Origin of the sequence: Streptomyces sp. NPDC088923 (assembly GCF_044749745.1) — a bacterium.
Lineage (GTDB): Bacteria > Actinomycetota > Actinomycetes > Streptomycetales > Streptomycetaceae > Streptomyces.
In genome coordinates, this window is record NZ_JBIVIO010000005.1 from 354,964 (window position 1) to 375,505 (window position 20,542).

Sequence of the window (20,542 nt, forward strand, 5' to 3'; positions counted from 1 at the left end):
CGGGTGTCCGGCATCGAAGACCAGCCTGACGCGGGAAACCCATCGGCGCGCGACCCCGGCTCACCGGCGAAGCGGCACAAGAAGGGCCCGGGTGTGAGCCAGGGCACGAAACCATGGCAGGCTTGGGCCATGGCCGTGCAGATCAACCCCAGCATCCTGTCCGCGGACTTCGCGCGCCTCGCCGAGGAAGCGAAGGCAGTCGAGGGCGCCGACTGGCTCCACGTGGACGTCATGGACAACCACTTCGTCCCGAACCTGACCCTCGGCACCCCGATCGTCGAGGCGCTCGCGAAGGCCACGGACACGCCGCTGGACTGCCACCTGATGATCGAGGAGCCCGACCGCTGGGCGCCCGCCTACGTCGAGGCGGGCGCGGGCTCGGTCACCTTCCACGCCGAGGCCGCCGCCGCACCGGTCCGCCTCGCCCGGGAGATCCGGGCCAAGGGCGCCCGCGCCTCCATGGCGCTCAAGCCCGCCACCCCCGTGGAACAGTACGAGGACCTGCTCCCCGAGCTGGACATGCTGCTGATCATGACGGTCGAGCCGGGCTTCGGCGGGCAGGCGTTCCTCGACATCATGCTGCCCAAGATCCGCCGCACCCGTCAGCTCGTCGCCAAGCACGGCCTCGACCTCTGGGTGCAGGTCGACGGCGGCGTCTCGGCCGAGACCGTCGAGCGCTGCGCCGAGGCGGGCGCCGACGTCTTCGTCGCGGGGTCCGCCGTCTACGGGGCGAAGGACCCGGCCGCGGCGGTACGGGGCCTGCGCGGGCAGGCCGAGACGGCGCACGCGAGGGCCGGGTGGGCCACGGGGGCCTGAGCCGCGCGAGACACCGGTCCCCGCGCACGGGGACCGGCCGCGAGAGGGCCCGGACGGGGAACCGGGCCGCGAGAGGCCCGGGCGGCAACCGGGCCGCGAGAGGAGAGCCGTCCGGGACCGCACCCCAGACACCGTGCCCGGGACCGCACACCCGGACACAGAGGGAGACAAGGAGCCGCCCGGGACCGATCCGGGCGGACACCGGGATACGACTGGGCATCGGCTCCGTGAACCGGAGGCCGCGGGGCTGAGCACGCACCGTCGCGTCTGCGAGGATGAACGGCGAGTCCGGAGTATGTACAGCAGTGAGGAGAGCGCCGTGTCCGCGACGTCGGCGGGTCGGGCAGCCATGCGGATGGGACCCGCAGAGCTGGTCCAGGCGGCGGCCATGGCCCGCCGCTTCTACCTGGAGGGCAAGTCCAAGATCCAGATCGCCGAGGAGTTCGGCGTCAGCCGCTTCAAGGTGGCCCGGGTCCTGGAGACCGCCCTCGACCGGGATCTCGTCCGCATCGAGATCCGCGTCCCCGCCGAGCTCGACGCCGAGCGCTCGGACGCCCTGCGGGCTCGCTACGGGCTGCGGCACGCCGTCGTCGTCGAGTCACCGGCCGAGGCCGACGACTCGCCCGACCCGGAGAACCTCGGCGAGGTCGCCGCCGACCTCCTCGGCGAACTCGTCCACGAGGGCGACGTCCTCGGCCTCGCCTGGGGCCGCTCCACCATCCACATGGCGACCGCGCTGCACACGCTGCCCCCGTGCACCGTCGTGCAGCTCACCGGGGTCTACGACGCGGGCACCGCCGAGCGCGGCTCCGTCGAGGCGGTCCGGCGCGCCGCGCAGGTCTCCGGCGGCGAGGCGCACCCCATCTACGCGCCGATGCTGCTGCCCGACCCGGCGACCGCCGCCGCGCTGCGCAGCCAGACCGGCATCTCGCGGGCCTTCGACTACTTCGACAAGGTCACCGTCGCCGCCGTCTCGATCGGCTCCTGGGAACCGGGCGTCTCGACCGTGCACGACATGCTCGGCGAGGAGGAGCGCCGCCACTACGCCTCGCTCGGCGTCGCGGCGGAGATGTCCGCGCACCTCTTCGACGCGCGCGGGCGGCGCGTGGGCCGCGACCTCGGCGAGCGGTGCATCACCGTCGAGCCGGAGCGGCTGCGGCGCATCCCCGAGGTCGTCGCGATCGCGGGCGGGCACCGCAAGGCGGCGGCGATCGACGCCGTGCTGCGCTCGGGGCTCGTGACGAGCCTCGTCACGGACACGGCCGCCGCCGACTACCTCCTCACGGCGGGCGAGCAGCCCCGCCCGGCACTCGACCGGGCGGACCCGGACGACTGAGGCCTCCGCGGGCGGAACGGAAGCCGGTCACCCCCCGGGGCGGCCGGCTTCCCGCGTACGGCCCCCGTACCGGCTTCCCGCGCGCCCCGCCCCTCGTACGAACCCACCACGCCGTTGTCCGCATGCCGCCCCCGCCTTCGGGGAAAGCTCCACATTCGGTGGCCGTCATTGGTCAGTGCCCCCTCTGATCAGCGAGGATGGACAGAGGAGCCACTGCCCGGCCACCACGCACTGCGCATACTCCCCACCCCGCCGACCACTGTCGGCAGCGGACGAACAGCAGGTGAGAGAGCCAGAATGCGATTCCTCAACGACCTCGGGCCGAGCCACGACCTCACGTACGACGACGTCTTCATGGTCCCGCGCCGTTCGGCGGTCGGCTCCCGCATGGCCGTGGACCTCGCGGCCCCCGACGGGACCGGTACGACGATCCCCCTCGTCGTCGCGAACATGACCGCGATCGCGGGCCGCCGCATGGCCGAGACCGTCGCCCGGCGCGGCGGTCTCACCGTCATCCCGCAGGACATCCCGATCGAGGTCGTCGCCGACGTCACCTCCTGGGTCAAGCGGCGGCACCTCGTCCTGGACACCCCGATCGTCCTCGAACCCCACCAGACCGTGGGCGAGGCCCTGTCGCTGCTGCCCAAGCGCGCGCACAACGCCGGGGTCGTCGTGGACGCCGAACGCCGCCCCGTCGGCGTCGTCACCGACCAGGACCTCAGCGGCGTCGACCGCTTCACGCAGCTCTCCGAGGTCATGTCCCGCGATCTGCTCCTGCTGGACGACGGCATCGCCCCGCGCGACGCCTTCCACAAGCTGGACGCCGCCAACCGGCGCTACGCGCCCGCCGTCGACACCGAGGGCCGCCTCACCGGCATCCTCACCCGCACGGGCGCCCTGCGCGCCACCCTCTACACGCCGAACACCGACGCCTCGGGCCGGCTGCGCGTCGCCGCCGCCGTGGGCATCAACGGCGACGTCGCGGGGAAGGCCAAGCAGCTCCTGGACGCCGGGGTCGACACGCTCGTCGTCGACACCGCGCACGGTCACCAGGAGTCGATGATCGCCGCGCTGCGTGCCGTGCGCGCCCTGGACCCGCGGGTCCCGATCGTCGCGGGCAACATCGTCGCGGCCGAGGGCGTGCGCGACCTCGTCGAGGCCGGCGCCGACATCATCAAGGTCGGCGTGGGCCCGGGCGCGATGTGCACGACGCGGATGGCGACGGGCGTCGGCCGCCCGCAGTTCTCCGCCGTGCTCGAATGCGCCACCGAGGCCGCCAAGTACGGCCGCCACGTGTGGGCGGACGGCGGTGTCCGCCACCCGCGCGACGTCGCCATGGCCCTCGCGGCCGGCGCCTCCAACGTCATGATCGGCTCCTGGTTCGCCGGTACGTACGAGTCCCCGGGCGACCTCCAGCAGGCCGCCGACGGGCGCCTGTACAAGGAGTCCTTCGGCATGGCCTCGGCGCGCGCCGTGCGCAACCGCACCTCCGAGGAATCGGCCTACGACCGCGCTCGCAAGGCGCTCTTCGAGGAAGGCATCTCGACCTCGCGGATGTTCCTCGACCCGGCACGGCCCGGCGTCGAGGACCTCATCGACTCGATCATCGCCGGGGTCCGCTCCGCCTTCACCTACGCGGGCGCCGCCACCCTCGCCGAGTTCGCCGAGCGTGCCGTCGTCGGCATCCAGAGCGCGGCCGGCTACGCGGAGGGCAAGCCGCTCCACTCCAGCTGGAGCTGAGGCGCGGGGCGTACGGGGACGGGGCGGCTCTCGGCGCGAGGGCCGCCCCGTCCCCGTACCGCCTTCACGCCACCTCGGAGCTCCCGCGCCGCCAGCGGGCCTCCACGCGCTTGCCCTCGGGGAGCGGCAGGACGCTCACCCCGCCCGCCAGTTTCTGCACCAGGTGCCAGCCGAAGCCGCCGCCGCCCGCGAGGTCCGGGGCGCGGGGCACCGGCGGGGCGCTGCTCGTGTCCTCCACGCCGACCCGCAGCTCCCCGTGGTACGCCCACAGCGACAGCCGCCAGGGGCCCTCGGTGTGGCGCGAGGCGTTCGCGACGAGTTCGGCGACGACGAGGACGACCGCTTCGACGTCCGCCCACGGGCACACCCCGGCGACGAATCCGCTCGCGGCCTCCCTGGCCGCCGCACTGCTCACGTGCGAGCCCTCCAGAACGAGCAGGCGCGGCGTCGCGGGCATCAGCAGCCGGTCCCTGGGAGCAGCACTTCGTCCAGGCCGGTCATCCGCAGCAGCCGCGCGACCATCGGGGAGACCTCGGTGACGGCGAGTTCGCCGCCCCGCGAGAGCACCCCCCGGCGTATGGCGAGCAGCGCGCCGATGCCGCCCGAGTCGAGGTAGCCGACGCGCGAGAGATCGAGCAGGAACCGCCGCCCCGGCTTCGCCGCGACCCCGTCGAGCGCCCCGCGCAGGCGGCCCTCGGTCTCGTAGTCGAGCACCCCGTCGATCTCGACGAGGACCCGCTCGGGGCGTTCGCTCAGCGCGACCCGCAGACGCGAGGGGCCCTCCGCGACGGGCGCTTCGGCGCAGAGGACTTCGGCCGGGGACGCTGTGGTGGAGGGCGTCTCAGTGAAGGGCGCTCCGGTGAAGGGCGCTCCGGTGAAGGGCGCTCCGGCGGTGGGCGCTCCCGCGAAGGGCGCCTCGCCGGAGAGTGCGGGCTTCCGCCGTGTGCCGACGGGGTCGGGCACGTCGGCCACCGGCTCCGTGCCGGCGAGGGGGTCGTTCATGCGCCGGTCCTCCGGACGGTCAGGGCGAGGGTGTCGTCGGGGTGCAGGATCACCGTGTGCATCTCGGCGGCGAGCGCTCCGGGGACCTCCTCGGTGGGCAGCCCCCGGTGCCGCGCGGCGGCGAGGGCGAGGCGGCGCTCGCCGTCGCGCGGGTCGCGGCGCGACTCGGTGAGGCCGTCCGTGTAGAGGACGAGCAGGTCCCCGGGACCGAGCGCGTCCTCGCGCACCCGCTCGCTGCCCGGCAGCGGATAGCCGATGCCCCTGCCCCGCACCTCCAGGTACTCCGTCGCGCCGCCCGCCCGCGCCACGAGCGCGGGTGGATGGCTGCCGTTCGCGATCCGCACGACACCCGTCACCGGGTCGATCCGCACGAGCTGCACCGTCGCCATCAGCTCGCGGTCGAAGGGGAGCAGGATCTCGTCGGTGCGGCCCACGATCTGGCCGAGGGGGTGGCCCTCCAGGGCCAGGGTGCGCACCGCGTGCGTCACGTTGAGCGCGCTGCGGGTACTCGTCACGCCGTGCCCCAGCGCGTCCACGACCGTGATGTGGACAGTGCCGTCCGGCAGCCGGAACCAGTCGTAGAGGTCGCCCCCGGTCGGCGCGTCCGTGTCGGCGGGCGCGTAGTGGATCGCCATCTCCAGTCCGGGGACGGCGACCGGCGGCGGGCGCAGCGCGTCCTCCAGCTCGCGCAGCGTCTGCCCGTGCGCCCGGCGCAGCTGCTCGTCGCGCTCCTCCAGCTGTACGTAGAGGGCGAGGACCCCGCTGTTCGTCTCGGCCAGCTCCTGCGTGAGCCGCTGCCGGTCGTCGGTCAGTTCGGCGATCCGCGCCCGCGCCTCGCGCAGCTCCTCGGCGAGCAGCTCGCGCGCGCTCCCCTCGCTCGCCTGGCCGTCCTCCTCGCAGGGGCGGACGAGGCGCCAGCGGGCCCCGCGTCCCGCGGGTTCGGGCGGCAGCGCCGGGGTCTCGTCGGGGGCGAGCGCGGCGGGGCGCAGCTCGACCGTCAGTTCGCGCGCCCCGCGCCGCGTCGCGAGCGTCACGCTGCGTCCTTCGCGCAGCGGAGGCCCGGCGACCGCGGCGACCGACTGCGTGAGCCTGCCGCGCAGCTCCACGGGCAGCCGCCACTCCTGGGCGAGCAGCCGCAGGGCGTCCTCCAGGTCCGGCAGCGAGCGGTGCGTGGAGCGCGGGCCCGGGACGGCGCGCCGCGAGGCCGGGACCCGGGCCCGGGTGCCGGTCGTGTGTCTTTCGCCGCCGCTCGTCTCGCTCACCCTCTCGTTCACCCGTCTTCCCTCATGGGGACAGAACCAGGTCAGCGGATACCCCGCGCCCTCGTGTCCATGCTCCCACCTTCCGGGGGTCGCGGAGCGCCTTCGGCGGCAAGCCGCCCCCGGGCCCGTACCGTCCCCCTGCGCGCGTGCGCCCGCGTCCCCACCCGAGGAGAGCCCCGTGCCCCTGCCCGATGCCACCGCCCTGGCCCGCCGCACGCCCGTCGACCGGCTCGGCGGGGACGACAGCGGGCTGCGCCGCTCGCTGGGCCTGTGGCAGCTCACCATGATCAGCGTCGGCGCCACGCTCGGCACAGGCATCTTCGTCGTGCTCGGCGAGGCGGTGCCCAAGGCCGGTCCCGCCGTCGTCGTCTCGTTCGTCCTCGCCGGGTTCACGGCGCTCTTCTCCGCGCTGAGCTACGCGGAACTCGCGGGCGCCATCCCCGTCGCCGGTTCCTCGTACACCTACGCCTACGCGACGCTCGGGGAGCTGGTCGCCTGGGTCTGCGGCTGGTGCCTGATCCTGGAGTACGGGGTCTCGGTCGCCGCCGTCGCGGTCGGCTGGGGCCAGTACGTCAACGAGTTCCTCGACGGCACGCTCGGCGTCACGCTCCCCGCCGCGCTCTCGGCGCCCCCGGGCGACGGCGGCGTCGTCAACGTCGCCGCGCTCGCCGTCGTCCTCCTCGCCCTCGCCTTCCTCCTCGGCGGCGCCCGCGAGTCGGCGCGCGCCAACACCGTCATGGTGTGCGTCAAGATCGCCGCGCTCCTGCTCTTCTGCGGCATCGGCGTCACGGGCTTCCGCTCGGCGCACTTCGCGGACTTCGCCCCGTACGGCGTCAGCGGGGTCAGCGCGGCGGCGGGCACGCTCTTCTTCTCGTACATCGGCTTCGACGCGGCGTCGACGGCGGGCGAGGAGGCGCGCGACGCGCGGCGCGACCTGCCGCGCGCGATCATCCTCTCGCTCGGGCTCGTCACGGCGCTGTACGTCCTCGTGGCGTTCGTCGCCGTGGGGGCGCGGCCCTGGCGGGACTTCGCGGGCTCGGAGGCGAGCCTCGCGGGGATCACGCGCGACCTCACGGGGCAGGACGTGTGGCCCGTCCTGCTCTCGCTGGGCGCCGTCGTCGCCATCGCCTCCGTCGTCCTCACGGTGCTGTACGGGCAGACCCGCATCCTCTTCGCGATGTCCCGCGACGGCCTGATCCCCCGCATCTTCTCGCGCGTCCACGCCGCGAGCGGCACCCCGCGCGTGTGCACCCTGCTCGTCGCCGCCTTCTGCGGGCTGCTCGCCGCCGTCGTCCCGCTCGGTCAGCTCGCCGACGCCACGAGCATCGGTACGCTCTTCGCCTTCGGGCTCGTCAACGTCGCCGTCGTCGTGCTGCGCCGGATCAGACCCGGGATGCGGCGCACGTTCCGGGTCCCCTTCTCGCCCCTCCTGCCCGCCGTCGGGCTGGGGCTGTGCCTGTGGCTGATGACGAGCCTGTCGCCCGTGACCTGGCTCGTCTTCGGCTGCTGGATGGTCCTGGGGCTCGTGGTCTACTTCGGGTACGGCGTCCGGCACTCCCGGCTCGCCGCCGACACGCCCCCCGGGAAGAAGTGAACGAAGCACGGTGCTGGACGAACTCGACGAACGGATTGTGCGCGAGCTGACCTCGGACGCGCGGCGCAGCTACGCCGACATCGGCCAGCGCGTGGGGCTCTCGGCCCCCGCCGTCAAACGCCGCGTCGACCGGCTGCGGGCGAGCGGCGCGATCCAGGGCTTCACGGTGCGCGTCGATCCCGCCGTACGGGGGCGGCGCACCGAGGGCCTCATCGAGCTGTACTGCCGGCGGCAGACGACGCCCGAGATGATCCGCAAGGGCCTCGAAGGCTACGCGGAGATCGTCTCGGCCTCGACCGTGACCGGCGAGGCCGACGCCGTCGTGCAGGTCTTCGCCGCGGACATGGAGCACTTCGAGCGGGTGCTGGAGCGGATCGCGGGGGAGCCCTTCGTCGAGCGGACCAAGTCCGTGCTCGTGCTCTCGCCGCTGCTGCGCCGCGCGGGCTGAGGGCCGTTCGCGGCCTCTTTTCGGGGGGTTTTGTTCACTCTCGGACCATTAATGCGCGCCTGCGCCGGTATGGGCGCGCAAGGTGGTCGGGAGATGATCACCAAGCCTCGTTCCGCTCTTGTCTCCGCCGCCGCGGTCCTCGTGGTGGCGGCCGTCGTGCTGGGTCTCGCGCTGTCCGGGGCCTTCGACGGCGGCGGAGGCGGGAACCGCGAGACCGGGAGCGAGAGCGCCGCGAGCACCCCGCCCCCCGCCGCCGCCGCGCTGCGCCCCCGCTTCGTGAGCCGCGCGCGGTGGGGCGCCGATCCGCACCTGCTCGACCAGAAGCCGCACTACGCGGACTCCGTGCACGCCATCGTCATCCACCACACCGACACGCCCAACGGCTACTCCTGCGCCGACAGCGCCTCCTACGTCCGCGACATCTACCAGGCCCACGCGAGCGCCCGTGGCTGGGGCGACATCGGCTACAACTTCCTCGTCGACCGCTGCGGCACGATCTTCGAGGGCCGGCTCGGCGGCGTCGACAGACCGGTCATCGGCGCGCACACGGTCGGCCTCAACAAGGGCACGACGGGGATCGCCGCGATCGGCACGTACACCGCCGGAGTCCCCGTGCCCGCGCCCATGCGGCGCTCGATCGAGCGGATCATCGCCTGGAAGCTCGGCCTCACCGAGATCAGCCCGGCGGCCCGCACCCAGCTCGTCTCCACCAACAGCGAGTCCCGCTTCCCGAAGGACACCTCCGTCAACCTCCCCACCGTCCTCGGCCACATCGAGGCGTACGAGACGGACTGTCCCGGGCAGGCGCTCATGGACCTGCTGCCGGAGTTCCGGCGGGCCGCGGCCAAGCTCCAGGGCAAGGCGAAACTCCTCGCGGCGCGGCGTGCCTCGCGCAGCCCGGAGACCGCGGACCGGGGGCAGGACGGCGTCCCCGGGCCCCCGATGGAACCGCGCCGGGAGCCCGGCGCAACGAATCACCGCTCAGGGGCCCGCAGACGCAAGATCCTGCTGTGATGACGGCGGTGATGGTGTCTTGTTGCGCCGGGGCGGGCGCCCGTAGCGTCTAGGCGTCCCGGCACCTTTTCCCGCAAGGCCCCGCATGTCCCCCTCCGTCCCGCCCGCCCCACCGCTGCGCCTGGCGCTCGCCCAGTCCTCGGGCACCCCCGGCGACGTCCGCGCCAACCTCGACGCGCTCGACGCGCTCGCGGCCCGCGCCGCGGCGTCCGGCGCGCACCTCCTTATCGCGCCCGAGCTGTTCCTGAGCGGGTACGCGCCCGAGCACCGTTCTCCCGCAGCGGGTGTCGCGGGCAGCCGCTACGAGCCCGACGCGCCCCCGCTGGCCGCCCTCGCCCTGGAGCGGGCCGAAGCCGCGGCGGAACTCGGCGCCCTCGCCCGCCGCCACGGCCTCGCCGTCCTCGCCGGCTACCCCGAGCGCGCCGGCTCGGCCACGTACAACTCCGCGCTCCTCGTCGGCCCGGACGGCGCCCCGCTCGCCGCGTACCGCAAGACGCACCTCTACGGCCCCTACGAGCGGGACGTCTTCACGGCGGGGGACCGCGCCGTCGTGCAGGCGGAGCTGCGCGGGGTCCGGCTCGGGGTGCTGATCTGCTACGACGTCGAGTTCCCCGAGAACGTGCGGGCGCACGCCGACGCCGGCACCGAGGTGCTGCTCGTGCCGACCGCGCTGCTCGCCCCGTACGACTTCGTCGCCCGCTCCCTCGTGCCCGTGCGCGCCTTCGAGAGCCAGCTCTACGTGGCGTACGTGAACCGCACCGGGCCCGAGGGCGGCTTCGACTTCGTCGGGCTCAGCTGCCTCGCCGCCCCCGACGGGACCACACCCGCCCGAGCCGGGGCCGGGCCCGAACTGCTGCTCGCCGAGGCCGATCCGGCCCTCCTCGCCGCCTCTCGCACGGCCAACCCGTACCTCGCCGACCGGCGCACGGACCTGTACCGCTGACCCCTCGCATCACCCCTGGGAGCCCCCGCATGACCTCCACCGTGCCCACCGCCGTGCCCGGCGGCGACGCGCGCCCGCCCATCACCATGTGCGGCCCGGACTTCCCCTTCCCCTACGACGAACACCTCGCGCACCCCGCCGGGCTCGGCCAGGTCCCCGCCACCGAGCACGGCACCGAGGTCGCCGTCATCGGCGGCGGCCTCTCCGGGCTCGTCACCGCCTACGAGCTGATGAAGATGGGCCTGCGCCCCGTCGTGTACGAGGCCGACCAGCTCGGCGGCCGCCTGCGCACCGTCGGCTTCGAGGGCTGCGACCCGGAACTCACCGCCGAACTCGGCGCGATGCGCTTCCCGCCCTCCTCCACCGCGCTCCAGCACTACATCGACCTCGTCGGCCTGGAGACGGAGGACTTCCCCAACCCCCTCGCGCCCGTCACGCCGTCCACCGTCGTCGACCTCAAGGGCGAGTCGCACTACGCGCGCACCATCGAGGACCTGCCGCAGGTCTACCGCGACGTCGCCGAGGCCTGGCGCCGCTGCCTGGAGGACGGTGCCGACTACACCGCGATGAACGAGGCGCTGCGCACCCGCGACATCCCGCGCGTCCGCGAGCTGTGGGGGCGGCTCGTACGGGAACTGGACGACCAGACCTTCTACGGCTTCCTCTGCCAGTCACCGGCCTTCGCCTCCTTCCGGCACCGCGAGATCTTCGGGCAGGTCGGCTTCGGCACGGGCGGCTGGGACACCGACTTCCCCAACTCGATCCTGGAGATCCTCCGCGTCGTCTACACCGAGGCCGACGACCACCACCGGGGCATCAAGGGCGGCAGCCAGCAACTTCCGCTGCGGCTGTGGGAGCGCGAGCCGGACAAACTCGTGCACTGGCCGCGCGGCACCTCGCTCTCCTCGCTGCACGCCGGCACACCGCGCCCCGCCGTCACCCGGCTGCACCGCACGGCGGGCAACAGGATCACGGTGACCGACGCGGACGGGCGCATCCGCACGTACAAGGCAGCCGTCTTCACCGCGCAGTCCTGGATGCTGCTCTCCCAGATCGCCTGCGACGACGACCTGTTCCCGATCGACCACTGGACGGCGATCGAGCGCACCCACTACATGGAGTCCAGCAAGCTCTTCGTGCCCGTCGACCGCCCGTTCTGGAAGGACAAGGACCCGGTGACGGGGCGCGACGTCATGTCGATGACGCTCACCGACCGCATGACGCGCGGCACCTACCTCCTCGACAACGGCCCCGACCGCCCGGCCGCGATCTGCCTCTCGTACACGTGGTGCGACGACAGCCTCAAGTGGCTGCCGCTGAGCGCCCACGCGCGCATGGAGGTCATGCTGAAGTCGCTCGGCGAGATCTACCCGAACCTCGACATCCGGGGGCACGTCATCGGCGACCCGGTGACCGTCTCCTGGGAGGACGAGCCCTATTTCATGGGCGCCTTCAAGGCGAACCTGCCCGGCCACTACCGCTACCAGCGCCGCCTGTTCACGCACTTCGCGCAGGAGCACCTGCCCGCCGACCGCCGGGGCCTCTTCCTCGCGGGCGACGACATCTCCTGGACGGCGGGCTGGGCGGAGGGCGCGGTGCAGACGGCGCTCAACGCGGTGTGGGGCGTCATGCACCACCTCGGCGGCGGCACGGACCCGACGAACCCGGGCCCCGGCGACCGCTTCGGGGAACTGGCCCCGGTGGAACTGCCGGAGGACTGACCCCGTCCGGTGGCCGGGGGCGTCATCGCGGCTGTGCGGGGACGCGTCGCGGCCGTGCGGGGACGAGGGGAGTCACCAGCAGCCGTCCCACCAGCCCCACCCCTTCGTCCAGCCTCGCGCGCAGCTCCTCGGCCACCTCCGTCCGCTCCCGTACCGCCCACAGGGCCCGCGCGGCGACCCACGCCGCGCTCCGCGCCCGCTCGATGCTCCACGCGCCCGCCAGGTGCGTGAGCGGCTCGGCGCGTTCGAGGAGGTCGGGGCCCGGCATGAGGTCCTCGCGCACGCGTTCCTCCAGCGTCGCGAGCAGGTCGCCCACCTGATCGAACTCGTCGCGCAGGTCCTCGGGAGCGCAGGCGAGCGTACGGCAGGTGTCCACGACGGCGAGCGCGAGATCGTGCCCGATGTGCGCGTTGACGCCGCACAGCGCGAACTGCACGGGACGTACCCCCCGATGGTCGCGGGCGTGCAGGAGCGGTCGCCAGCAGGCGGGGACGCGGCCACCCCGCTCGAAGGTCTCGACGGCGCTGAGGTACCGCTCGGCGAAGAGCACGTCGAGCGTCACGGCGGCCCGCCGGTCGGGGAATCCGCCCCGGTCCACGAGGTGCCCGACCTCCTCGGTGACGCGTGTGTAGAGGCGGTGGAAGACGGCGACGCCGTCCCGCTCCGGCCACGGGGAGCCGAGGCCGCGCATCCGGGCGAGGACACCGTCCACTCCCTCGTCGACGCGGCGCGCGGCGCCGTCGAACACTTCGGTCGGCTGCTGCGAGTGGCCCATGGGAGCAGGCTCCCAGCCCTAGCCTGTGGCGCGTGCCGCCGTGCCGGGCACGTCCCCGCATCGGGGGACACGGGGGACAGGGGCGCGGCGGGGGAGGAGCACACGTGGGCGGGAACCGGGCGAGGCACCGGGCGGCGGGGAAGGGGTTCTTCGCGGGGCGCGGGGCACGGGAGGGTACGGGGCGGGGCGGACCCGCGTCCGGCGCGCGCACCGGGTCCTCGCGCGATACGCCGGCGCTCCTGCGCGGCGCGATGGTCACCGCCGCCTCGTGCGTCGTCCTCGCGGGCGGCCTGACAGGCCTGCTCACGGCGGGCGGCGGCAAGGACGGCGGCGAGCGCGTGGCCACCGCCCCCGCGCCCTCGCTCGCCCCCGCGCCCTCGTCCCCCGCGGCGGCCACGCCGTCCCCTGACGTCCCGCCCTCGCCGCGTACGACGCCACGGTCGTCCGCCGCGTCCCGTACTCCCGCTGCGGGCCCCTCGTCCCTCCCGGGAGCGCCCACGACGCCCGCGGGCCCGGACGGCGACGGCAAGGGCCGCGGGAGCCGCACGGGAGCCGGGAGCGGGACGGAGGCGGGGTCCGGCGCGGGCGCGGGGAAGCTCTTCCGCTTCCCCGACTCGCAGGTGGCCGACTGGGTCGACGCCCACCCCGGCGACCCGCGCGCCGACGCCATCGAGGACGGCATCGCGCGCCACCCCGCCGCCGTCTGGTTCGCGGACCACGGCCCGGGGACGATCACCGCGCGCGTCGCCGCCGTGACGTCCGCCGCCGTCCGCGCGGACGCCGTGCCGGTCCTCGTCGCGTACGACGTGCCCGACCGCGACTGCGGCGGCGCCTCGCGGGGCGGGGCACCCGATCTCGCGGCGTACGACGACTGGATCACCCGCTTCGCGCGCGGCCTCGGCGAGGGCGAGAACATCGTGATACTCGAACCCGACGCGATCGCCCAGTCGGATTGCCTCCCGGCCGCGGACCGCGCCGCCCGCTTCGCCTCGCTGGAGCGCGCCGCGCGCGTGCTCAAGGCCGCCGGGCCCCGTACCCGCGTCTACTTCGACGCCGGGCACTCCGGCTGGCTGGCACCCGGCCGCGCCGCCGCCCTCCTGCGCCAGGCGGGCGCGGCACGCGCCGGGGACGGTGTCTTCACCAACGTCTCCAACTTCCACCGCACCAGCGACGAGAGGGCCTACGCCCGCGCCGTGCTCGACGCGCTCGGCGGTCCCCCCGGCCTCGGCGCCGTCGTCGACACGAGCCGCAACGGCAACGGTGCCCCGCCCGGCGGCGCGTGGTGCGACCCGGCCGGACGCGCCCTCGGCACCCCGCCGACGCTGCGCACGGGGCAGGCGCGCATCGACGCCTACCTGTGGGTGAAGCTCCCCGGCGAGTCCGACGGCTGCTCGGCGGCCCCGGGCACCTTCAGCCCGGAGGCGGCCTACGCGCTCCTGCGCGGGTGAGAACGGGCCCGGGACGGACGGCGGCCCCGTACGAGATCCCGTACGGGGCCGTGCGCCACGCCCGCTCTACTCGCCCTTGCGGGCGTCGGCGGACTGCCCGTCGCCCGCCTCCGACGTGTCGTACGACGACGTTCCCGAGTCGAGCAGCGGCTCCTGCGTCTTGAGGTGGGCCGGGGCGAGGGCCCGCAGCGCGTGGTAGCCGGTGATGACCACGAGCGTGCCGAGCGCGATACCGCTCAGCTCGAAGTTGTCCGAGATCTTCAGCGAGACACCGCCGACGCCGATGATGATGCCCGCCGCCGTCGGCACGAGGTTGAGCGGATTGCGCAGGTCCACCTTGGCGCTGAGCCAGATCTGCGCGCCGAGCAGCCCGATCATGCCGTACAGGATGACGGTGATCCCGCCGAGCACCCCGCCGGGGACCGCGGCGACGACCGCGCCGAACTTGGGGCACAGGCCGAAGAGGAGCGCGAAGCCGGCCGCCGCCCAGTACGCCGCCGTCGAGTAGACGCGCGTCGCGGCCATGACGCCGATGTTCTCGGAGTACGTCGTGTTCGGCGGGCCGCCCACGGCGGTCGAGAGCATCGAGCCGAAGCCGTCCGCCGAGATCGCCGTGCCGAGCTTGTCGTCCAGGTTCTCGCCCGTCATCTCGCCGACCGCCTTGACGTGCCCCGCGTTCTCCGCGATGAGCGCGATCACGACGGGCAGCGCCACGAGGATCGCCGACCACTGGAAGTGCGGGCCGTGGAAGTCGGGCAGCCCGATCCAGTCGGCCTTGCCGACCGCGTCCAGGTTCAGCCGCCAGTGGTCGACGGTCTTGCCGCTGCCGTCCGCCGAGTGGATACGGCCGAAGATCCGGTCGAAGCCCCAGGAGAGGACGTACCCGAAGACGAGCCCGAGGAAGATCGCGATCCGCGACCAGAAGCCGCGCAGGCACACGACCGCGAGTCCCGTGAAGAGCATCGTGAGCAGCGCGACCCACTGGTCCTGCGGCCAGTACGTGGACGCCGTGACGGGGGCCAGGTTGAAGCCGATGAGCATCACGACGGCGCCCGTCACCACCGGCGGCATCGCCGCATGGATGATCCGCGCCCCGAAGTGCCGCACCGCGAGCCCGACGAGGAAGAGCAGCACGCCGACGGCGAAGACCGCGCCCGTCACGACCGCGCTGGAGCCGCCCTGGGCCCGGATCACCGCCGCCACGCCGACGAAGGAGAGGGAGCAGCCGAGGTAGCTCGGCACCTTTCCGCGTGTCGCGAGCAGGAAGATCGCCGTCGAGACGCCGGACATCATGATGGCGAGGTTCGGGTCGAGGCCCATGAGGACCGGGGCGACGAACGACGCGCCGAACATCGCGACGACGTGCTGCGCGCCGAGCCCGATCGTGCGCGGCCAGCTCAGCCGTTCGTCCGGCCGGACCACCGCACCCGGGGCCGGGGTCCGCCCGTCCCCGTGCAGTTTCCAGCGCACGCCGAAGTCCATGTGTCCCGCTCCTCGTCGCCTCAGCCCCCGCCGGTGCACGAGCCGGACACGCGACGGACCGCACGGATGTTCCCGTACTGGATTCCGGCACATGTTAATGGCAGGTAAGGATGGCTTCGCGCCAGGCGCGGTACGCGGCGCGGGGGCCCGAGGGGAGCGGGGGAGGCGGCGGAGAGTGGCGGAGGGGAGGCCGCTCGGGTGCGTTCGTCCCGGTAAACCCCCTGGTGGAGAGCCACTTGTCCCTGCTTACGATGAAGTGTTCGATTCCCTGGCAGAACAGGCACCCCCGCATGTCGCTCGCAGCCCCCGCCCCGGCCGAAACCAGTTCCCTCCCGTACGGGGTGCTCGTCCCTTCGTACGTGCACTTCGACGACCTCGACGCGCTCGGCCTGCTCCACAACGGCCGTTACCCGCTCCTCGTCGAACGGGCCTGGACGGCGTACTGGCGCGAGCACGGGCTGGAGTACCGCGGCGACTGGCACGAGGCGGCGGACGCCTGCAACGCCGTCCGCGAGTTCACTATCGGCTACGAGAGCCCCGTCACCCTCACCGGCGAGTACGCCGTCCACCTCTGGCTCGACCGTCTCGGCACGACCGGCCTCACCTACGGCTTCCGCTACTGCTCGACGGACGGCACCCGCACCCACGCCCGCGGCCACCGCGTCCTGGTCCGCCTCGACCCCGACACGCTGCGCCCCCGCCCGTGGAGCGAGGACTTCCGCACGAAGGCGCGGGGGCTGCTGCGGGCGGCCTGAGCGGTGCGGGGCGCGGGTGTGGGGTCAGGTACGGGGGCGGGGCGGCGCGCTCCGCGCGAAGTCCGCCCCGCCCCCGTAGCCCCGGCTGCCTCAGCTCTTGCCGCCCGCCGCCCGCAGGACGTTCGCGCCGGTCACGAGGCCGAAGGCGAGGACCGTCACCAGGACGAAGGAGCCGACCAGGCTCGTCGCGTCGGCGACCACGCCGATCGCCGAGGGGGCGATGAGCCCCGCGGTGTAGGTGATCGTGGCGACGCCCGCGATCGCCTGGCTCGGGTTCGGGCCGCTGCGCCCGGCGGCGGCGAAGCACAGCGGCACCACGACCGCGATCCCCAGACCCATGAGCGCGAAGCCGCCCATCGCCGCCACCGGATTCCCCGCGAGGACCACGAGCAGGCCGCCCGCTGTGGCCATCACCCCGCCGGTCCGCACCACGCGCTTCGCGCCGAAGCGGTCCACGAGCCCGTCCCCCGCGAAGCGCGCGAGCGCCATCGTCGCGGTGAACGCCGTCGTGGAGGCGGCGGCGATCCCGGCCGACGTGTCGAGTTCGCCGTGCAGGAAGACCGCCGACCAGTCCAGGCTGGCCCCCTCCGCGAAGACCGCGCAAAAGCCGATCGCGCCGATGAGCAGCGCCGAGCGGGGCGGCAGCGCGAAGCGGGGCGGCGCCGGCTCGTCCGCCTCGCTGCGCAGGTCGAGGACCCACCGGCACAGCACGAGCCCCGCCGCCGTCAGTACGAGCGCCGTCACGAGGTGGTGCAGCCGCGCGTCCGAGCCCAGGTGCGCCGCGAGCGTCCCCGCCGCCGAGCCCAGCAGCGCCCCCGTGCTCCACATGCCGTGCAGCCCGGACATGATCGACTTGCCCCAGCGGTTCTCCGTCTCGACACCGAGCGCGTTCATCGCGACGTCCGACATGCCCGAGCAGGCCCCGTACACGAAGAGCGCGAGGCACAGGACCGCGAGGTTCGGCGCGAGCGAGGGCAGCACGAGCGCGAGCGTCCACCCGGCGAGCAGGAGCCGCAGCGCCCTCCGCGAGCCCAGGCGGTGGCTGACGCGGCCCGCGAGCGGCATCGCGAGCGCCGCGCCGAGGGCGGGGAAGGCGAGCGCGAGACCGAGCTGACCGGCCCCGATGTCCGCGTGGTCCTTGATCCAGGGCACGCGGGTCGCGAAGGAACCCGTCACGCTCCCGTGCACGCAGAAGACCGCGGCGATCGCCCAGCGCGCGCGCCGCACCGCCCCCCGGTCGAAGCCGCCGACCGGGACGACGCCCGCGCCCCCGGCCGCCGCCACGGCGGCGCCCGTGGCCCGCTCTCCCGCCGTCTCGCTCATGTGGCCCCTCCCGCACCGCGCCGCACCGCTGGTGCGGAGGGCTGTCGAACACTTCCTGTGTGCCAGGCTTGAAACTATCAGGAAGCCTTCCTGATAGTGAATGATTATGATGCAGGCCGACCCGCGAGGGAAGGGGGACCAGCCCGTGACCACCTCGACCGCCTCGACACCCGTACCGGACCTGCCCGGAGAGGCGAAGCGCCCCGCGCCCGCCTCGCCCAGTACCGCCCGCGCCCTCAACGACCGGCTCGCGCTGCGCCTCCTCCAGGAGCACGGCCCGCTCACCGCCGCCCGCCTCAAGGAACTCACCGGGCTCTCCCGCCCGAGCGTCGCCGACCTCGTCGAGCGGCTCGGGGCCGCCGGGCTCATCGAGGTCGTCGGCGCCTCGGAACAGCGCAGACGCGGCCCCAACGCGCGGATCTACGGGATCGTCGCGGACCGCGCCCACCTCGCCGGGCTCGACGTGCGCACCCACAGCGTCTCCGTCCTCGTCACCGACCTGCTCGGCGCGACCCTCGCCGAGGCCTCCGCGCCGATCGACCCCGCCGCGAGCACCGGGGGTGCCGTGGCCCGCGCGGTGGACCTCCTCGCGGACACGGCGGCCCGCGCGGGGGTCCCCGAGCTGCGTGCCGTGGGCGTCGGCGCGCCCGGACTCGTCACGCCGGGCACGGGCGAACTGCGCGACAGCACGGGGCTGCCGCCCTGGCACCGCGCGCTCGTGCCCGTCCTGCGGGAGCGCTTCGCGGGCACCGTCCTCGTCGAGAACGAGACCAACCTCGCCGCCGTCGCGGAACTGCGCGCCGGAGCGGCACGCGATCGCGACACCTTCGTGCTCCTGTGGCTCGGCCACGGCGTCGGCGCGGCGGTCGTGCTCGACGGCGCGCTGCGCCGGGGCGCCTCGGGGGGTACGGGTGAGATCGGCTTCCTCCCCGTCCCCGGCACGCGGGCGCTCCCCGGGCGGGACAGCTGCGAGGGCGGCTTCCACTCCCTCGCCTCTTCGGCCGCGATCGAGGAACTCGCCGCGCAACACGACCTCGTGGCCGACGCGGCCCCGCACGAGCCACCCGCCGCGGCACTCGTGCGGCGCGCGGTCCGCGACGCGGAGGCGCGGGACGCGACGGTACGGGCAGCGGCCGGCGCCTTCCTCGACGCGCTCGCCGATCACCTGGTCCTCGGCGCCGCCTCCGTCGTCGCGATCCTCGACCCCGGCCGCGTCCTGCTCGGCGGCGAGACGGGCCGCGCGGGCGGTACGCACCTGGCCGCCCGCGTGGAGACCCGCCTCGCCGGCCTGACCCCGCTCGCGACGGAGGTGCGCGCGACGGCGCTCGGGGGAGGGGCGGTCCTGCGCGGGGCGCTACTGATGGCGCTGGACCACGCGCAGGAGGAGCTGTTCGGGGGGTGACGCGGCGCACGGCGGGGCGCTGATCCGGCGATGTGGGCGGGCACTCTCTCACGTGTGGGGCGGGGGTGCTGCCCCGGGGAAAATCGCGCCACTCCTTCGGGTGAGAGGAGTGACGGGTTTCCGGGAGTTATCCACAGATGGGGCGGATCGGGTGGGGGAGGGGGGCGGGTTGGGGGAGGATGGTATTGGGGTCGCCCCCCGGGAGGGAGGGGGCTGTCCCGCGCCCCCCGTCAGCTCACCCCCTCCACCCCCAACTGCCCCACCAAATACCCCAGTTTCTCCGGATTCAGCACCGCCCTGATCTGCGTGATCCCCTCCGCCCCGCCCGAGACCTCCAGGACTCCGCCGAGCCGCCCGTCCGCGAAGAAAAGCAGCGCGGGCGACCCGTTGATCTGCGCGGGCCGGAACTCCGCTCCCACGAGCCACTTCTCCAGCGCCATCCGGACCAGCCCCGCCACCGGTTCGCGGCCCACCACGATCTTCCGGGCCGCGGGCACCCTGCCGCCGCCGTCCGACCACCAGCTCACGTCCTCGGCGAGCAGCGACACCAGCTCGCTCACGTCGCCCGCGCGCGAGGCGGCGAGGAACGTCTCCACGAGGGCCCGCTGCCGCTCGCTCTCCACCGCGTACCGGGCGCGCTCCTCCGCGAGCCTCGCCCGCGCGCGCCGCAGGTGCTGGCGGGCGCCCGGCTCGGAGAGGCCGAGGATCGCGGCGATCTCCCGGTGGCCGTAGCCGAAGGCGTTGTGCAGCACGTACACCGCGCGCTCCGGCGGGCTCAGCCGTTCGAGCAGGAGCAGCAGCGCCGAGGACACCTCCTCGCGCTGCTCGGCGCTCTCCATCGGCCCGAGCGCCCCGCCCGAGGTCAGCACCGGCTCCGGCAGCCACGGGCCCACGTACCGCTCCCGCCGTACCCGCGCGGAGTCGAGGACGGTGAGGCACAGGCGCGTCACCGTCGTGGTGAGCCAAGCGGCGGGCGTCCGTACCGCCGCGCGATCCGTGCCCGCCCAGCGCAGGTACGCGTCCTGCACCACGTCCTCGGCCTCCTGCGCCGAGCCCAGCATCCGGTAGGCGAGCCCGAACAACCGCGGCCGCTCCGTCTCGAACTCCCGTACAGAATCCGTGCTCACAGCGCACAGCGTGCCACCGCGCGGACCCCCGTGTCCCGTAATCCCGATCTCGCTGTGAGTCATCCCACCCCGCGCACCTCTTCCCGGCGTGGCACACTGGTGCGCGTACCAGCAACAGCGCACTCCGGGGTCGGTGTAATTCCGAACCGGCGGTAACAGTCCGCGACCCGCTCGCTTCCAGTGAGCGGTTGACCAGGTGGAATTCCTGGACCGACGGTGAAAGTCCGGATGGGAGGCAGTGCGCGGCGGGTCGCACGCAGCAGTGCGCCGCCGTAGGCCGGGCCGTCGTCTTTTCGGCGTCCCCCGGTCCGCGTCCGGCGTTCCCTGTGCCCGTGTGCGCCCGTACCAAGCCTG

Annotated in this window: 18 protein-coding genes and 1 riboswitch; of the genes, 11 read left to right on the plus strand and 7 right to left on the minus strand. The window is 74.2% G+C overall.

The window, feature by feature from the left end:
• Positions 1 to 129: 129 nt before the first annotated feature.
• The 3 genes from rpe to ACIP4O_RS21970 all read left to right on the plus strand — a co-directional run bounded on the left by rpe (position 130) and on the right by ACIP4O_RS21970 (position 3,892).
• Positions 130 to 816 (plus strand): ribulose-phosphate 3-epimerase, encoded by a 687-nt coding sequence (gene rpe / locus ACIP4O_RS21960; RefSeq protein ID WP_361328061.1) that lies wholly within the window; start codon positions 130 to 132, stop codon positions 814 to 816.
• 295 nt (positions 817 to 1,111) lie between these two features.
• On the plus strand, positions 1,112 to 2,152 hold the full coding sequence (locus ACIP4O_RS21965; RefSeq protein ID WP_401576706.1) for a sugar-binding transcriptional regulator: 1,041 nt from the start codon (positions 1,112 to 1,114) through the stop codon (positions 2,150 to 2,152).
• Between the two features lie 297 nt (positions 2,153 to 2,449).
• Entirely contained in the window at positions 2,450 to 3,892 is a 1,443-nt protein-coding gene (locus ACIP4O_RS21970) for a GuaB1 family IMP dehydrogenase-related protein (RefSeq protein ID WP_361328067.1), read from the plus strand.
• A gap of 64 nt (positions 3,893 to 3,956) precedes the next feature.
• On the opposite strand, the gene ACIP4O_RS21975 is transcribed toward ACIP4O_RS21970, so the two are convergent.
• The 3 genes from ACIP4O_RS21975 to ACIP4O_RS21985 are packed head-to-tail and all read right to left on the minus strand — an operon-like array spanning position 3,957 to position 6,168.
• The gene (locus ACIP4O_RS21975; protein WP_401576708.1) at positions 3,957 to 4,349 is read right to left on the minus strand and encodes an ATP-binding protein; all 393 of its coding nucleotides are present in this window, start codon (positions 4,347 to 4,349) and stop codon (positions 3,957 to 3,959) included.
• Positions 4,349 to 4,894 carry an STAS domain-containing protein gene (locus ACIP4O_RS21980; RefSeq protein ID WP_401576710.1) on the minus strand — a complete coding sequence of 182 codons (546 nt, stop codon included), beginning with the start codon at positions 4,892 to 4,894 and terminating at the stop codon, positions 4,349 to 4,351. Before ACIP4O_RS21980 ends, ACIP4O_RS21975 begins: the two co-directional genes overlap by 1 nt.
• Positions 4,891 to 6,168 carry a PP2C family protein-serine/threonine phosphatase gene (locus ACIP4O_RS21985; RefSeq protein ID WP_401576712.1) on the minus strand — a complete coding sequence of 426 codons (1,278 nt, stop codon included), beginning with the start codon at positions 6,166 to 6,168 and terminating at the stop codon, positions 4,891 to 4,893. Before ACIP4O_RS21985 ends, ACIP4O_RS21980 begins: the two co-directional genes overlap by 4 nt.
• Positions 6,169 to 6,334: 166 nt before the next feature.
• On the opposite strand from ACIP4O_RS21985, the gene ACIP4O_RS21990 reads away from it, so the two are divergent.
• The 5 genes from ACIP4O_RS21990 to ACIP4O_RS22010 all read left to right on the plus strand — a co-directional run bounded on the left by ACIP4O_RS21990 (position 6,335) and on the right by ACIP4O_RS22010 (position 11,876).
• The gene (locus ACIP4O_RS21990) at positions 6,335 to 7,750 is read left to right on the plus strand and encodes an amino acid permease (RefSeq protein ID WP_401576714.1); all 1,416 of its coding nucleotides are present in this window, start codon (positions 6,335 to 6,337) and stop codon (positions 7,748 to 7,750) included.
• A 10-nt stretch (positions 7,751 to 7,760) separates the two neighbouring features.
• Positions 7,761 to 8,198 (plus strand): Lrp/AsnC family transcriptional regulator, encoded by a 438-nt coding sequence (locus tag ACIP4O_RS21995; protein ID WP_164287029.1) that lies wholly within the window; start codon positions 7,761 to 7,763, stop codon positions 8,196 to 8,198.
• A 93-nt stretch (positions 8,199 to 8,291) separates the two neighbouring features.
• On the plus strand, positions 8,292 to 9,212 hold the full coding sequence (locus ACIP4O_RS22000; RefSeq protein WP_401576716.1) for a peptidoglycan recognition protein: 921 nt from the start codon (positions 8,292 to 8,294) through the stop codon (positions 9,210 to 9,212).
• 85 nt (positions 9,213 to 9,297) lie between these two features.
• Positions 9,298 to 10,155: a carbon-nitrogen hydrolase family protein gene (locus tag ACIP4O_RS22005; RefSeq protein ID WP_401576718.1), complete on the plus strand. Its 858-nt coding sequence runs from the start codon at positions 9,298 to 9,300 to the stop codon at positions 10,153 to 10,155.
• A 29-nt stretch (positions 10,156 to 10,184) separates the two neighbouring features.
• Entirely contained in the window at positions 10,185 to 11,876 is a 1,692-nt protein-coding gene (locus tag ACIP4O_RS22010; RefSeq protein ID WP_401576719.1) for a flavin monoamine oxidase family protein, read from the plus strand.
• Between the two features lie 22 nt (positions 11,877 to 11,898).
• Here the strand turns inward: ACIP4O_RS22010 and ACIP4O_RS22015 are convergent, their stop codons facing one another.
• Positions 11,899 to 12,651, minus strand: coding sequence for a DUF5995 family protein (locus tag ACIP4O_RS22015; protein ID WP_401576721.1), 753 nt, complete (start codon positions 12,649 to 12,651; stop codon positions 11,899 to 11,901).
• Positions 12,652 to 12,902: 251 nt separating this feature from the next.
• Between ACIP4O_RS22015 and ACIP4O_RS22020 the strand changes: the two genes are divergently transcribed.
• The gene (locus ACIP4O_RS22020; RefSeq protein WP_401576834.1) at positions 12,903 to 14,099 is read left to right on the plus strand and encodes a glycoside hydrolase family 6 protein; all 1,197 of its coding nucleotides are present in this window, start codon (positions 12,903 to 12,905) and stop codon (positions 14,097 to 14,099) included.
• Between the two features lie 66 nt (positions 14,100 to 14,165).
• Here the strand turns inward: ACIP4O_RS22020 and ACIP4O_RS22025 are convergent, their stop codons facing one another.
• Positions 14,166 to 15,581, minus strand: coding sequence for a uracil-xanthine permease family protein (locus ACIP4O_RS22025; protein ID WP_401576724.1), 1,416 nt, complete (start codon positions 15,579 to 15,581; stop codon positions 14,166 to 14,168).
• Between the two features lie 290 nt (positions 15,582 to 15,871).
• On the opposite strand from ACIP4O_RS22025, the gene ACIP4O_RS22030 reads away from it, so the two are divergent.
• Positions 15,872 to 16,336 carry an acyl-CoA thioesterase gene (locus ACIP4O_RS22030; RefSeq protein ID WP_401576726.1) on the plus strand — a complete coding sequence of 155 codons (465 nt, stop codon included), beginning with the start codon at positions 15,872 to 15,874 and terminating at the stop codon, positions 16,334 to 16,336.
• Between the two features lie 90 nt (positions 16,337 to 16,426).
• Here ACIP4O_RS22030 and ACIP4O_RS22035 read toward each other — a convergent pair whose 3' ends face one another.
• Complete coding sequence (locus tag ACIP4O_RS22035; protein WP_401576728.1) at positions 16,427 to 17,659, minus strand: MFS transporter; 1,233 nt, start codon at positions 17,657 to 17,659, stop codon at positions 16,427 to 16,429.
• Positions 17,660 to 17,765: 106 nt separating this feature from the next.
• On the opposite strand from ACIP4O_RS22035, the gene ACIP4O_RS22040 reads away from it, so the two are divergent.
• Positions 17,766 to 19,061, plus strand: coding sequence for an ROK family transcriptional regulator (locus ACIP4O_RS22040; RefSeq protein WP_401576730.1), 1,296 nt, complete (start codon positions 17,766 to 17,768; stop codon positions 19,059 to 19,061).
• A gap of 230 nt (positions 19,062 to 19,291) precedes the next feature.
• Here ACIP4O_RS22040 and ACIP4O_RS22045 read toward each other — a convergent pair whose 3' ends face one another.
• Positions 19,292 to 20,188, minus strand: a complete 897-nt coding sequence (locus tag ACIP4O_RS22045) for an RNA polymerase sigma-70 factor (RefSeq protein WP_401576732.1) — start codon at positions 20,186 to 20,188, stop codon at positions 19,292 to 19,294.
• A gap of 115 nt (positions 20,189 to 20,303) precedes the next feature.
• A riboswitch (FMN riboswitch) is annotated at positions 20,304 to 20,434 on the plus strand.
• Positions 20,435 to 20,542: the final 108 nt, after the last annotated feature.